The 12,703-nt window shown below is 67.7% G+C and carries 14 protein-coding genes and 1 tRNA gene; 9 read left to right on the top strand and 6 right to left on the bottom strand.

Translation table 11 applies throughout. The annotated features are described in order from the left end of the window. Window positions 1-132 precede the first annotated feature (132 nt). Genes V7050_RS11860 through V7050_RS11845 form a run of 4 tightly spaced genes read right to left on the bottom strand, consistent with a single transcriptional unit; the run spans window position 133 to window position 3,798 of the window. Window positions 133-1,371 (bottom strand): MFS transporter, encoded by a 1,239-nt coding sequence (locus V7050_RS11860; RefSeq protein ID WP_324375008.1) that lies wholly within the window; start codon window positions 1,369-1,371, stop codon window positions 133-135. Between the two features lie 9 nt (window positions 1,372-1,380). After that, window positions 1,381-1,617: a hypothetical protein gene (locus V7050_RS11855; RefSeq protein ID WP_324375006.1), complete on the bottom strand. Its 237-nt coding sequence runs from the start codon at window positions 1,615-1,617 to the stop codon at window positions 1,381-1,383. Between the two features lie 38 nt (window positions 1,618-1,655). Further along, on the bottom strand, window positions 1,656-3,044 hold the full coding sequence (locus tag V7050_RS11850) for an amidase (protein ID WP_324375004.1): 1,389 nt from the start codon (window positions 3,042-3,044) through the stop codon (window positions 1,656-1,658). 28 nt (window positions 3,045-3,072) lie between these two features. After that, window positions 3,073-3,798, bottom strand: a complete 726-nt coding sequence (locus tag V7050_RS11845) for a maleate cis-trans isomerase family protein (RefSeq protein WP_324375002.1) — start codon at window positions 3,796-3,798, stop codon at window positions 3,073-3,075. A 132-nt stretch (window positions 3,799-3,930) separates the two neighbouring features. Between V7050_RS11845 and V7050_RS11840 the strand changes: the two genes are divergently transcribed. From V7050_RS11840 to V7050_RS11805, 8 genes are all read left to right on the top strand, one after another. Continuing rightward, complete coding sequence (locus V7050_RS11840) at window positions 3,931-4,662, top strand: GntR family transcriptional regulator (protein ID WP_324375000.1); 732 nt, start codon at window positions 3,931-3,933, stop codon at window positions 4,660-4,662. Between the two features lie 47 nt (window positions 4,663-4,709). Continuing rightward, window positions 4,710-5,747 (top strand): TRAP transporter substrate-binding protein, encoded by a 1,038-nt coding sequence (locus tag V7050_RS11835; RefSeq protein WP_324374999.1) that lies wholly within the window; start codon window positions 4,710-4,712, stop codon window positions 5,745-5,747. A gap of 64 nt (window positions 5,748-5,811) precedes the next feature. Beyond that, on the top strand, window positions 5,812-6,366 hold the full coding sequence (locus V7050_RS11830) for a TRAP transporter small permease subunit (protein WP_324374997.1): 555 nt from the start codon (window positions 5,812-5,814) through the stop codon (window positions 6,364-6,366). A 3-nt stretch (window positions 6,367-6,369) separates the two neighbouring features. Next, window positions 6,370-7,668: a TRAP transporter large permease gene (locus V7050_RS11825; RefSeq protein WP_324374995.1), complete on the top strand. Its 1,299-nt coding sequence runs from the start codon at window positions 6,370-6,372 to the stop codon at window positions 7,666-7,668. An 11-nt stretch (window positions 7,669-7,679) separates the two neighbouring features. Next, the gene (gene hydA, locus V7050_RS11820; RefSeq protein ID WP_324374993.1) at window positions 7,680-9,089 is read left to right on the top strand and encodes a dihydropyrimidinase; all 1,410 of its coding nucleotides are present in this window, start codon (window positions 7,680-7,682) and stop codon (window positions 9,087-9,089) included. Between the two features lie 13 nt (window positions 9,090-9,102). Beyond that, window positions 9,103-9,918 (top strand): hypothetical protein, encoded by an 816-nt coding sequence (locus tag V7050_RS11815; RefSeq protein WP_324374991.1) that lies wholly within the window; start codon window positions 9,103-9,105, stop codon window positions 9,916-9,918. A 24-nt stretch (window positions 9,919-9,942) separates the two neighbouring features. After that, window positions 9,943-10,656, top strand: coding sequence for a DUF2848 domain-containing protein (locus V7050_RS11810; protein ID WP_324410573.1), 714 nt, complete (start codon window positions 9,943-9,945; stop codon window positions 10,654-10,656). Between the two features lie 127 nt (window positions 10,657-10,783). Continuing rightward, window positions 10,784-11,200 carry a DUF3830 family protein gene (locus V7050_RS11805; RefSeq protein WP_324374987.1) on the top strand — a complete coding sequence of 139 codons (417 nt, stop codon included), beginning with the start codon at window positions 10,784-10,786 and terminating at the stop codon, window positions 11,198-11,200. A 371-nt stretch (window positions 11,201-11,571) separates the two neighbouring features. On the opposite strand, the gene V7050_RS11800 is transcribed toward V7050_RS11805, so the two are convergent. Next, window positions 11,572-11,648 (bottom strand) — tRNA-Arg (locus V7050_RS11800). Between the two features lie 28 nt (window positions 11,649-11,676). Next, the gene (locus V7050_RS11795) at window positions 11,677-11,988 is read right to left on the bottom strand and encodes an ETC complex I subunit (protein WP_324374985.1); all 312 of its coding nucleotides are present in this window, start codon (window positions 11,986-11,988) and stop codon (window positions 11,677-11,679) included. Window positions 11,989-12,312: 324 nt separating this feature from the next. Here V7050_RS11795 and V7050_RS11790 point away from each other — a divergent pair. Continuing rightward, on the top strand, window positions 12,313-12,703 hold a 391-nt coding region (locus tag V7050_RS11790; protein WP_324410571.1), incomplete at its 3' end, for a DEAD/DEAH box helicase family protein.

Raw genomic sequence — 12,703 nt, 5'->3', positions numbered from 1 at the left:
GCCGGCCCCCGGCAGGGCCGGCGCGGCCCGATCGCCACGGGTCGATCGGGCTGGATCCCCTCGGCCGCGCAAGGAACGGGCGTGGAGGTGAGATCCACTGGTATCAGACAGTAGTCGCTCGATCTTCCATCGTCATGTGCGGCCAATCGCTCCGCCCGGCTCGAGCAGGTCGCCGGCAAGGTCTCGCCCCATGACCTCCGGATACCGTTCCGGGACGAAGCGGCCGACGAGGACGGTGGCCGTGGCGATCCAGAGGAGATGCATGATCCAGCCGTCGGCGAAGCTTCCCGTGGCCTGGTGGATGCCCGCCAGGATGAGCGGCGGGGTGGCCGCGACGATGAAGCCGCCGCCCTGCATGAGCGCGGCGAGCGGGCCGGCCTGGGCGGGGTTCGGAAGATGATCGAGCGCCACGATTAGGCAGAGCGCGAAGCTGCCGGCCAGTCCGACGCCGCAGAGCACCACCCAGAGCACCGGCAGCACCGACGGAGCGAGCACCAGTCCGGCGAAGCCTGCGGCCTGCATGGCGATGCTGGTCCAGAGCCAGGGGCGGCGGTCGGTCCGGTTGCGGGCGAGCAGCGGCAGGACGACGGCGCCGAAGCCCTGGCTGATCGCCATGATCGCGATCAGGACGCCGCTCTCGGCGCTGCTCCAGCCCTGCGCCTGGTAATAGGGCGCGAGCCAGGCGATCATCGACGAATAGCCGCCGTTGATCAGGCCGAAGGCCGCCATCAGGACCCAGGTTCTGCGCCGGCGGAGGAGCTGGGTGACCAGGCCGCGCTCGGGACGGACGACCCGCGTTTCCGACAGGAGCCCGGCGGCGACCGCCATGGCGAAGAGCACGGGCAGCGACAGGGCGGCCAGCGCCGAGGTCCAGGGCCAGCCGCTTTCCACCAGCGCCGGCGTTAGCTGCGCGCCCAGGGCGCCGCCCGTCATGATCATCGCGGAATAGAGCCCGGTCATGCCCGCGACGCTCGCGGGGAACTTCTCCTTGATCAGTCCCGGAAGCGCCGATTGGATGAAGGCCGCACCCGCGCCACAGAGGAGCGCCGTCGCGATCAGGAGCATGCCGTTCGCGGCGAAGAGCCGGAGCGCGCCCCCCAGGAACAGCAACGCCAGCGCCGAGAGAAGCCCGCGCCGCGTGCCGATCCTGGCCTGGATCGGCGGCGACGCGAAGGCCCCGATCCCCATCAGCATCATCGGCAGGAGGGTCAGGAGCGACAAGGCGCCGAGGCCGAGCCCGGTGTCCGCGGCGATATGTGGCAGGATCGGGCCCGGTGCGGCCAGGAAGGGCCGCAGGTTGAGCGCGATCACCACGATGAGGAAGGCCAGCGCGGCTCGCCGCGAGGCAGGCGCATTCGCCAGGCTCGTCATCTTCGGATCCTAGGCCGTCTTCGCCGATCGCGCGGCCCAGAGGCGGTCGAGCTCGGGCTGCCCGGCGTCGCCGGGCGCTATCAGTTCGGCATGGGCGGTCGGGTCGTGATCGGCCTCCAGCCAGTTGCCGGCGCGGACGATCACCTCGCCGTCCCGGATCAGCACCGCACCGAAGGGACGGCCGCCTCGGCCGACGTTTTCGCGGGCGAGGTCGATCGCCTCCTGCACGAACGCCGCGTCACCCATCTCGCCCCTGCCCTTTCGCATGTCCCTGCAAGGTCGGTCTATCCGCGCAGCCGGGCAGGTTGCAATGGCGCAGCCCGCCCATGATCGGCAGCGAGGCCGAGCAGGAGGTCCTCCTGCCCGATGTCGGCGATGAGCTGGAGGCCGACCGGGATGCCCTCCACCGGCGGGCCGACGGGAATGGCCAGGCCAGGGATGCCCGCGGCATTGACCCAGCCGGTATAGATCGCATGGCCACGGGGGCCGACGCTCCGGCCGTCGATCGTGTCGGGATAGGGGGTCGCGGCGGCCCAGGGGCGGGCGGCGGCGCAGGGCATCATCACGACATCCCAATCCGCGAAGATCCGCGCGGCGTCCCTGCGCAGGTCCCGGACGATGTCGAAGATCTCCCAGAGCTGCACCGCCGGGATATTGCGGCCCTCCACCGCCATCTCCAGATAGGGCGGCGAGGCCCGGGCGGCGAGATGCGGGGCGGCGTCGAACATCCTTGCCAGTCCGATCCGTGCGATCCGCGGCCAGATCGCGTTCAGCGCCGCGAGGTCCACCGGCATCTCGGCCGTCTGGACCAGATGGCCGAGGCTCCGCATCGTCTCGGCGGCACGATCGCTGGCATCGAGGATGGCCCGGTCGCAGGGCTGGTTCGCGAGGGTCGGCACATGCAGGATGCGCAGCAGCCCGGCGGAGGCCGGAACCCGCGGATAGCTCCGCGATGCCGGATCCCGGCGGTCCGGTCCCGCCAGGCAATCGTGCAGCAGCCGCAGATCGGCGACCGATCGGGCGAGCCCGCCGACGACCTCGAAATCGAGCAGGACCTGTGGCAGGCCGCCCGAGCGCGGGATCGCGCCGATGCCCGGCTTGAGCCCGTAGAGCCCGGTATAGCCGGCCGGCCGCCGGATCGACCCGCCGCCGTCGGTCCCGAGCGCCGCCATGGCCATGCCGGCGGCGACCGCGCTGGCGGAGCCGCCCGAGGAGCCGCCGGGGGTCAGCGCCGGGTTCAGGGCGTTCCGGGTCGTGCCGAAGCGCGCGTTGCTCGTGTAGCCGTCGACCGCGAATTCCGGCGTGTTGGTCTTGCCGAGTACGATCGCCCCGGCGGCCCGCAACCGCGCGAGCGGAAGCTCGTCGGCGGCGCGGATGTCGTCGGCGAAGGCGGCGCTGCCCCAGGTCGCGGGCATGCCGGCGGCGACCAGGTTGTCCTTGACCGCGATCGGCACGCCGTCGAGCGCGGAGAGCGGCACGCCGTCGCGCCAGCGCGCCGCGCTCCGGCGGGCTTCGGCGTCGAGCGTCGGGTTCATCGCCACGTAGCAGTTGAGCTCCGGATCCCGGTCGGCGATGCGGCGCCGGAACGCCTCGACCACGGCGACGGGATCGGTCTCGCCGCTCTGGAAGAGATCCGCGAGCTCGGCGATGCTCAGGGTCCAGGGTTCGGTCATGTGGGGCTCCCGTTCTTCGGCTCGGCGCTCACATCGCGAAGAGCCGTCCCCAGCTCCGGATCCGGGCGGGGTCGTCGCCGGCCAGCTTCATTCCGGTCCAGACCGCGGCGGCGGTGGAATCAAAGATCGGGATCCCCAGCTCCGCCTCCAGTTCGGGCACGATGCGCGCGCCGCGCATATTGGTGCACATCACGGTGATCGCATCCGGCCCGGTCTCGGCGACCGCGCGGATCTGGGCCGCGATGGTGGCTTCGTCGAATTCGGCGAAGGCGTAGTTCACGGTCTCGTTCAGGTGCCGCTCGGCCACGCATTGCAGCCCGTTGCGGGCGTAGTTCGCGACGATGCGCTCCTGTACGTCCTCCACATAGGGGCTGACCAGGCCGAAGGTCTTCACGCCCGCGGCGGCGAAGAGGTCGTTGATGGCGAGCACCGAGGACCCGGCGGGAATGCCGGTCTCCGCGGCGATCCTGGCGCAGAGATCCCGGTCCCGCTCGAAGCCGAGCCAGCTGGCCGAGGTGCCGCTCCAGACGATGGCGTCCACGCGCGCATCGGCCAGGAGCCGGGCGGCGGCGAGCGGGTTCTCGAGCTCGAACTGCGACTGCGAGCCTTCGTTCATCGAGATCTCGGTCACCGAGAAACGTCCGAAATGGGCGGAGACGTCGGGCAGATCCGCGATCATGGCGCTGGTCAGCGGTTCGAGCACAGTGTTGGACGACGGCGTCAGGACGCCGATCAGCGTTCGATCGTCTGGCATGCGAATCCCTTCCTCTCTCGGCAAGGGCAGCATAGCAGAATTGTATGATTGTATGCAATATGCTATTAATTATTTGATTTTAAACAATATATTTTTCTTCCATCGCAGGAGTTTTGTTGCGATACTGTTGCCATGGAAACGGTACGCCCCACCCTGCCCATCAAGCGGCCGCTGCGGCGGCGCTCGCTGCATGCCGAGGCGGTCGAGACGCTGCGCGAGATGATCATCGCCGGCGAACTGGCGCCCGGCGTCCGGCTGATCGAGGCCGAGCTCTGCGAGCTCTTCAGCATTTCCCGGACCCCGCTGCGCGAGGCGCTTCGGGTTCTGGAGGTCGAGGGACTGGTCGACTTCTATCCCAACCGCGGCGCGGTGGTGTCGACGATCTCGGCGGAGGAGGTGGTGCAGCAATTCGAGGTGCTGGCCAATCTCGAACGGGTCGCGCTGGAGCTGGCGATGGCGCGGATGTCGCCGGCCGATCTCGCGCGGATCAACCGGATGCACGACCGGATGATCGCCCTCTACGAAGCGAAGCAGCGGCGGGAGTGCTTCCAGAAGGATTTCGACATCCACAACCGCATCGTCGCGCTCTGCGGCAACCCGGTGCTGCGGGACATGCATGCCGGTCTGATGACCCGCTCGCGGCGGGTCCGATATTTCGCGCTGCATTCGAAGAGCCGCTGGAGCGAGGCGATGTCAGAGCACCAGGCCTTCATGCAGGCGATCAACGACAAGGACATCCAGAGGGCGAGCCTGCTGATGCGCGACCATGTCCTGCGCACGGGCTTTCTCGTCGGCGAATTCGTCAGCGGGAGGATCGACGCCTCACCGGAGATGCTGAGCCACTTGGATCGGGAAAGCGACTGATCGCGCGGCCTTATCAAGACCAACTTGTGCCAACGGAGGAGATGCACATGAAGAAACTGACAACCCTGACCGCGATGGCGCTGAGCTGTCTGCTGGCCACGGCAGCCACCGCCGATACCCGGACGCTCAAGGCGCTCGGTCAGCCCGGCGCAACGGGCGAGATCCAGAAAAACAAGGAAGGACCCTTCTTCCAAAGCTTCGCGGAGAAGACCGGGCTCGACGTGAACGCCAACTTCCAGACGCTCGACCAGACCGGCGTCAAGGGTGCCGAGGAGCTGCGCATCCTGAAGTCCGGCCTCTTCGACATCATTTCCCTGCGCCTGCAGCAGGTCAGCCGCGACGCGCCCTCCATCATGGGGCTCGACCTGGTGGGGCTGAACACCGACTACGACAACGGCCGGCAGACGATGGCAGAATTCGGCCCCATCGTGGACCAGCAGCTTCAGGAAAACTTCAATACCAAGCTGCTCGGACTCTGGCCCTTCGGTCCGCAGGTCCTGTTCTGCAACCGCGAGATCGGCGGGCTTTCCGACCTCAACGGGGTCAAGATCCGCACCGATGACCAGACGCTCTCGAAGTTCATCGAATCGATCGGCGCCATTCCGGTCCAGATGGGCTTCTCGGAGGTCTATCAGTCCCTGGCGCGCGGCGTGGTGGAATGCGCCATTACCGGACCGAGCTCGGCCAATGCCTCGGACTGGCCGGAAGTCACCACGCACGTGCTTCCGCTGTCCTTCCGCTTCGCAATCCAGGGCTACGGCATGAACCTGGACACCTGGAACAGCTTCTCCCCGGAAGAGCAGCAGCAGATCCAGGCGGCCTTCGACGGGCTGGTCGACGAGATCTGGGTCTATTCGAAGGAGCTCTACGACGATGCGATGAACTGCAACGTCGGCAAGACCCCCTGCGAGCTGAACAAGCCCTTCAATCTCACCGAGGCTCCGGTCTCCGACGCGGATCTCGCGGTGGTCTCCGACGGGCTGATGGCCGTGTCTTTCCCCGCCTGGGCGGAAGTCTGCGACGTGACCTTCAAGGAATGCTCGCAGGCATGGATGGATACCGTCGGCAAGCGCGTCGCCAACTAGGCGAAGCCGACCGGCCCGCGGCCCCTCACCGGGCCGCGGCCTCGGTTCCACAAGGGGGGGTCTCATGCATCGTTTCATCACCATCACCAGCTGGCTCTTCGGCCTGCTCCTGATCGGTCTGTCGCTCTTCGTGACGCTGGAGACCATCATGCGCAAGGTCTTCGGCGCCTCGCTGCAGGGCGCCGACGAGCTCGGCGGCTACGTGCTCGCCGTCAGCGGCGCGCTCGCCTTCACCATCGCGCTTTCGGAGCGCGCCCATATCCGCATCGACCTGCTCTACAGCCGGTTCTCGCCCAAGGTGCAGGCCTTCCTCAGCTGGCTGGCAGCGCTGTCGCTGGCACTCTTCGGCCTTTTCGTCGCCCGCTACATCTGGTCGGTGATCCGCGACACGCTGAGCTACAATTCCACCGCGCCGACCGCCTGGTCCACGCCGCTGATCTATCCGCAGACGGTCTGGTACATCGCGATGCTCATCTTCACCGCGGCGTCACTCTGGGCCTTCGCCCGCGCGTCACGCCTTCTCTTCACCGGGCAGTTCGACCTCCTGAACAAGGAATTCCATCCGAAGACCGCCGAGGAGGAACTGGCCGAAGAACTCTCTGATCTGGAGCGTCGCTGAATCATGGTCGGAATCTCAACAATCGCCGTCGCCTTCCTGATCATGCTCGTGATCATGCTCATGGGCATCCCGATCGCTTCGGTGATGCTGATCATGGGCGTGATCGGCGGCGTGCTCGCCTTCGGCTGGCCCCTGGTAGACAGCACCGGCCCGGTCATGTGGTCGGTGATGAACGACAACCTCCTGACGGCGATCCCGCTCTTCATCCTGCTCGGAGAGCTGATGCTGCGCTCCGGCATGGCCGACAGGATGTACGGCGCCACCGCGCTCTGGCTGAATCGCCTGCCGGGCGGGTTGCTGCACACCAATATCGGCTGCTGCGCGATGTTCGCCGCGACCTCCGGCTCCTCGGTGGCCACCGCCGCCACCATCGGCACGGTCGCCACGCCGTCCCTGAACGAGCGGGGCTATGACAAGGCGCAGTCGCTGGGCTCCATCGCCGCCGGCGGCACGCTGGGCATCCTGATCCCCCCGAGCGTCAACCTGCTGATCTACGGCTCGCTCGCCGAGACCTCGATCGGCCAGCTCTTCGTGGCCGGGATCGTCCCGGGGCTGCTGCTCGTGGTGTTCTTCATGCTCTGGATCGTGATCCGGAACTGGAACGACACCTCGACCCAGATCGAGGACGTGCCCCTGGCGGAGAAGCTGCGCGCCTCGAGCGCGATGATTCCGCCGGCGATCATCTTCCTGGTGGTCATGGGGTCGATCTATCTCGGGATCGCGACACCGACCGAATCCGCCGCGCTCGGCGTGGTCACCGCGCTCGTCATCGTCGCGATCGGCGGGCATCTCAGCGCCGAGTTCTTCGGCCGGTGCTTCATCCAGACCGCCCGCACGACCGGAATGGTGCTGCTGATCGTGCTCGCGGCCTTCATCCTCAACGTGACGCTGTCGCTGACCGGCGTCGCGCAGACGACGACGAACTGGGTGACCTCGCTCGGCCTCTCGGCCACTGAGCTGCTGCTGGTGCTCATCGTCTTCTACGTGCTGCTCGGCATGTTCATGGACGTGCTGTCGATGATGGTCCTGACGATTCCGATCGCCGTTCCCGTCGTCACCTCGATGGGCGTCGATCCGGTCTGGTTCGGCATCTTCATCATCATCATGTGCGAGCTCGGCATGATCACGCCGCCGGTGGGGATGAACCTCTACGTGGTGCATGGCGTTCGCCAGGATGACGGGCCGTTCACGGATCTCATCCGCGGGGCGTTCCCCTATGTCATCATCATGATCCTCTTCGTGCTGCTGCTGATCTGGCTTCCCGGCATCGCGACCTGGCTGCCGCGGACCATGTACGGCTGAGGGGGCGGATCATGACAGTACCCTATGACCTCGTGATCCGCGGCGGGACCCTCGCAACGGCTTCCGAGGTGTTCAAGGCCGACATCGGCATCCGGGGCGGCCGCATCGTCGCCCTCGCCGCCGACCTCCCCCGCCAGGGAGAGGAGATCGACGCGACCGGGAAACTGGTCCTGCCGGGTGGGGTGGATGCGCATTGCCACTTCGACCAGCCGACCTCCGACGGCTCCCGCATGGCGGACGATTTCGGCACGGGGCCACTCTCGGCGGCCTTCGGGGGCACCACGACCGTCATTCCCTTCGCCTGTCAGATGAAGGGCCAGAGCCTGCGCGCGGCGGTCCGCGACTATCACGAGCGGGCGAACGGCAAGTCGGTCATCGACTATGCCTTTCACCTCATCGTCACGGACCCGACCGAGCAGGTCCTGGGCCAGGAGCTGCCGGCGCTGATCCGTGACGGATACACCTCGTTCAAGATCTACACGACCTATGACGACCTGAAGCTGGACGACCGCCAGATCCTCGAGGTCCTGGCGCTGGCGCGGCGCGAGGGCGCCCTGACCATGATCCATGCCGAGAATTCGGACGTGATCGCCTGGCTGACCGATGCGCTGGAGCGGGCCGGGAACACCGGGCCGCGCTATCACGCGACCGCCCGCCCCGCCATCGCCGAACGCGAGGCGACGCATCGCGCCATCTCCTTCGCGGAGGTGGTCGATGCGCCGGTCCTGGTGGTCCATGTCTCCGGCGGCGAGGCACAGCAGCAGATCGCCACCGCGCGCCAGCGGGGGCTCCGTGTCTTCGCCGAGACCTGCCCGCAATACCTCTTCCTCACCGCCGCCGATCTCGACCTCGACGGCTTCGAGGGCGCCAAGCATATCTGCAGCCCGCCGCCGCGGGACAGGGCGAGCCAGGAATCGGTCTGGCGCGGCCTTCGGGACGGCACCTTCCAGGTCTTCTCCTCCGACCATGCCCCCTTCCGCTACGACGACCCGCAGGGCAAGAAGGTAGCCGGCGAGAGGGCCAGCTTCGCCCATGTGCCGAACGGGATTCCAGGGGTGGAGACCCGGCTGCCGCTCCTGTTCTCGGAAGGGGTGCTCAAGGGGCGCATCTCGCTGCGCCGGTTCGTCGAGCTGACCTCGACCAATCCGGCCCGCCTCTACGGCCTGATGCCGCGCAAGGGCACGATCGCGATCGGCGCTGATGCGGACATCACCATCTGGGATCCGGGCAGGCAGTTGACGATCACGAACGCGATGCTGCATCACAACGTCGACTACACCCCCTATGAGGGGCATCAGGTGACGGGCTGGCCCGAGACCGTGCTCTCGCGCGGCGAGGTGGTGATCCGCGGCGGCAAATGCGTCGGCGAGGCGGGGCGGGGCGCGTTTCTCGAATGCGGCACCCCGGACACGCTGCAGTGATCCGACGGCCGCGATGAGCCTCGGGCTGGAGATCGAGCTTTCGGTCCGGATCCTCGCCACCGCCGCGATCGTCGTCGGCATCACGCTCGCAGCCGAGCATCTCGGCCCGAAGCTCGGCGGCGCGCTGGCCGGATTGCCGATCGTCATCGGCCCCGCCTTCTTCTTCCTGGTCCGGGACCAGAGCCTCGCCTTCAGCGCCGATGCCGCGGCCGCGGCGCTGACCTCGTTGGCGGCGACGCAGGCCTTTATTCTGGGCTACGTGGCCGTCGCCGAGCGCTCGCGGGCGGCGATCGGCGCGGCGGTGCTCGCCTGGCTCCTGGCGGCCTCGCTTCTCTCCCTGGTCCCGGCATCGCCCTGGCTGGGGCTGGCGATCTTCACCGCGTCGATGCTGGCGGCACGCCACCTCGCCACCCGCTTCCTGAGGCCCCATGGCCCGGGGCGCGCGCGCGGCAGCTTCCTGTCGCTGGTCCTGCGCGGCCTGGCCGCCGGCCTGCTGGTGGCGGTGGTGACGCTGGCCGCGGATCGGCTGGGGCCGGTCTGGGCCGGCTTCCTGATCGCCTATCCGATCGGCATGACGGTGATCTCGGTGACGCTGCACCAGCGGCTGGGGTCGGCGATCGCCGTCGCCACCTTGCGCGCGACCATGCTCGGCATCGCGAGCCTCGCCGCCTTCGCCTTCGTGCTGGCGATCGCGCTGCCGCCGCTCGGTCCGACCGCCGCTTTCGCGGCTGCCCTCGCGGCAAGCGTGCTGGTGACGCTGGTGCTGGTCGCCCTGGCGTCCCGACTGGCCCGGGACCGGCCGGCGCGGACGGGTTCGGGCTATGGTTGAGGCGACCCTGCGCATCACCCCGCCATGGCCGAGGCCATGGTGGCTCAGGATTCAATGAAGGAGCCAGAGATGCAGTTCACCATGGACGGAGCCCCGCTCGATCTCGACATCGGCGATCTGGTCATCGCCGGCTGGACCGGCCGCGATCAGGCGGCGATCCAGCATCACATCGAGGAGCTGGTCGCAATCGGCGTCAAGCCGCCGTCGGCGACGCCGCTCTACTATCGCGCCGCGGCGGCGCAGCTTACCACCGCCCCGGAGATCCAGGTGGTGGGAGAGGCCACCTCCGGCGAGGTCGAGCCCCTGGTCGTGCAGGCCGGCGGGCGCCGCTGGCTCGGCCTCGGCTCCGACCACACCGACCGCGCGCTCGAGGCGCATTCGGTGGCTCTGTCCAAGCAGATATGCGCGAAACCCTGCGCGAACGAACTCTGGCCCTGGGACGCGGTCGCCGGCCGGCTGGAAGACCTCCTGCTGGAGAGCTGGATCGAGGAAGCCGGTGGCTGGGTGGTGTATCAGCAGGGTACGCTCGCCGCGATGCTTCCCCTCGCCGTGCTGATCGAGGGGGCCGGGCTGGAACGGCTGGCCGCGAATGGTGGCGCCGCCATGATGTGCGGCACCCTCGGCGCGAAGGGAGGGGTGCGGCCGGCGGCGCGGTTCCGCATGCGGATGAGCGATCCCGCGACGGGGCGCAGGATCGAGCACGAATACCGGACGACGACCCTTCCGGAAGTGGCGTGACCTCGGCGGCGCTCGGGTTGAGGGACGAAGGGTGCATTGCCCTCCGCCTGGACCGGCATTGCGACCGATGCCGTTGCGGATGGGGCCGGGCGAAGCCACGAAACCATAGGAAGAGAAGGAGAATCCGATGACCGACACCGTGAAGATCACCGCCGGCGGCCTGGTGTTCGACGGCCGCCTGGAGTGGGAGAAGGCCCCGAAGACGGTCGCCGCCTTCCGGAAGCGGCTTCCCTATCTGAGCCAGCTCGTGCATGTGCGCTGGAGCGGAGAGGGCGTCTGGGTTCCGCTCGGAGACGAGGATTTCGGCCTCGGCTACGAGAACCACACCAGCCACCCCGCCCCGGGCCAATTCCTGCTCTATCCCGGCGGGATCAGCGAGACTGAGATCCTGCTGGCCTATGGCGCGGTCGATTTCTCCTCGAAGATGGGACAGCTGGCGGGGAACCATTTCCTGACACTGACATCCGGTCTCGAACGGCTTGCCGAACTCGGCCGCAGAGTTCTGTGGGAAGGCGCGCAGGATCTTGCGGTGGAGCCGGCCTGACCGAATGCCTGCGGCCCCTCGGCCGTGCCTCGGGACACGGAGAGCGCAAGCTAACTCGCGCACTTTCCAGGATGCCATCCGCAAGGCGGACGAACTCGGCGTGGACCTGAAACACATCGGGCCCGAGGACGCGATTGTGCCGGCCGACCGCCGCCGCGAGCCGACACACCGGTCCGGCGCATGGACGGCACACGAAAGCCTGTCCGAAACCGAGAACCTCGCCAGCGGCGCGCCGCGCCGCCGGATGGTCGAGGGAGCGGCCGGAGCCGTGACCCCAAGGGTGGGACAGGGACCGAGTCAGGAAACCGCTCTGGACGTTCCTGGAAACCCCACTGGCACGGTACTGAAAACACAATGGAACCGTCGGAAACTGGCGACCCCGGCAGGACTCGAACCTGCAACATCCTGATTAGAAGTCAGGTGCTCTATCCGGTTGAGCTACGGGGCCGCTCCGCCGCGACGGCGCATTCTCGCGCTCAATGCGACCAGGGGACGCGGCGCTGGGAGGCGAAATTGTCCCCGTAGCCGTTCTGGCGCAGCACGAAGGCGCGCCGCTTCGGGTCGAAGACCTGGAAGGGAATGCCGTGCTTGCGGGCATAGGCCACCGCCGCCTCGCGGTCGGGGAAGCTGAGCCGCAGCTGGCCCTTCATGTCGCCCGAGCCTGTCCAGCCCATCAGCGGATCGATGGCCTTGGCATCTTCGGGCGCGTAGTCCAGCACCCAGTCGCGGGTCCTGGCCTGCCCCGATTGCATGGCGTTGCGGGCGGGCTGGTAGATTCGCGCGAGCATGATCCGGCTCCCCTGAAGACATCACGGTTATCGCCGCTCGGGCGGATGGGATCAAGGGTCGCGGTGCGGGGGATTTGCGCGAGCAGCGGGTCGTCGTCCGAGTGTGAGGGAGCGAGGGGTGGGGTGGGTGTACACACCCGGCCGACGACCACTGTGCTGCTTGCAACACCCGTATAGCGCGAGTCGGGAGGCACACGCAAGGGTTTAGTTACCTAAAATGCCCTACACCATGAGCCGAGCATTTTCCCGGCGTTCTGAAGCGGTTAACCTTGCCTTTCGCCACCCGTCGGCCCAAGTGAGACGGATCCGCATGCGAGGATCGTCATGGCCGCACCACGCCCGATTCCCCCCGACGCCGAATCGCCGTCCCGCGACAAGCTCGAAGGCGGCCGCCGCTTCGTGCTGCGTGCGGATTTCGAGCCTGCGGGCGACCAGCCCGGCGCCATCGGCGAACTGGTCGCGGGCATCGCCTCCGGCGAGCGCAACCAGGTCCTGCTCGGCGCCACCGGCACCGGCAAGACCTTCACCGTGGCCAAGATCATCGAGGCGACCCAGCGCCCCGCGATCATCCTCGCACCGAACAAGACCCTGGCCGCCCAGCTCTTCGGCGAGTTCAAGGGTTTCTTTCCCGAGAATGCGGTGGAGTATTTCGTATCGTATTACGATTACTACCAGCCCGAGGCCTATGTGCCCCGCTCGGACACCTATATCGAGA

Origin of the sequence: Amaricoccus sp. (assembly GCF_036846665.1) — a bacterium.
Taxonomy (GTDB): Bacteria; Pseudomonadota; Alphaproteobacteria; order Rhodobacterales; family Rhodobacteraceae; genus Amaricoccus.
This window is presented reverse-complemented; position numbering and strand designations above follow the sequence as displayed.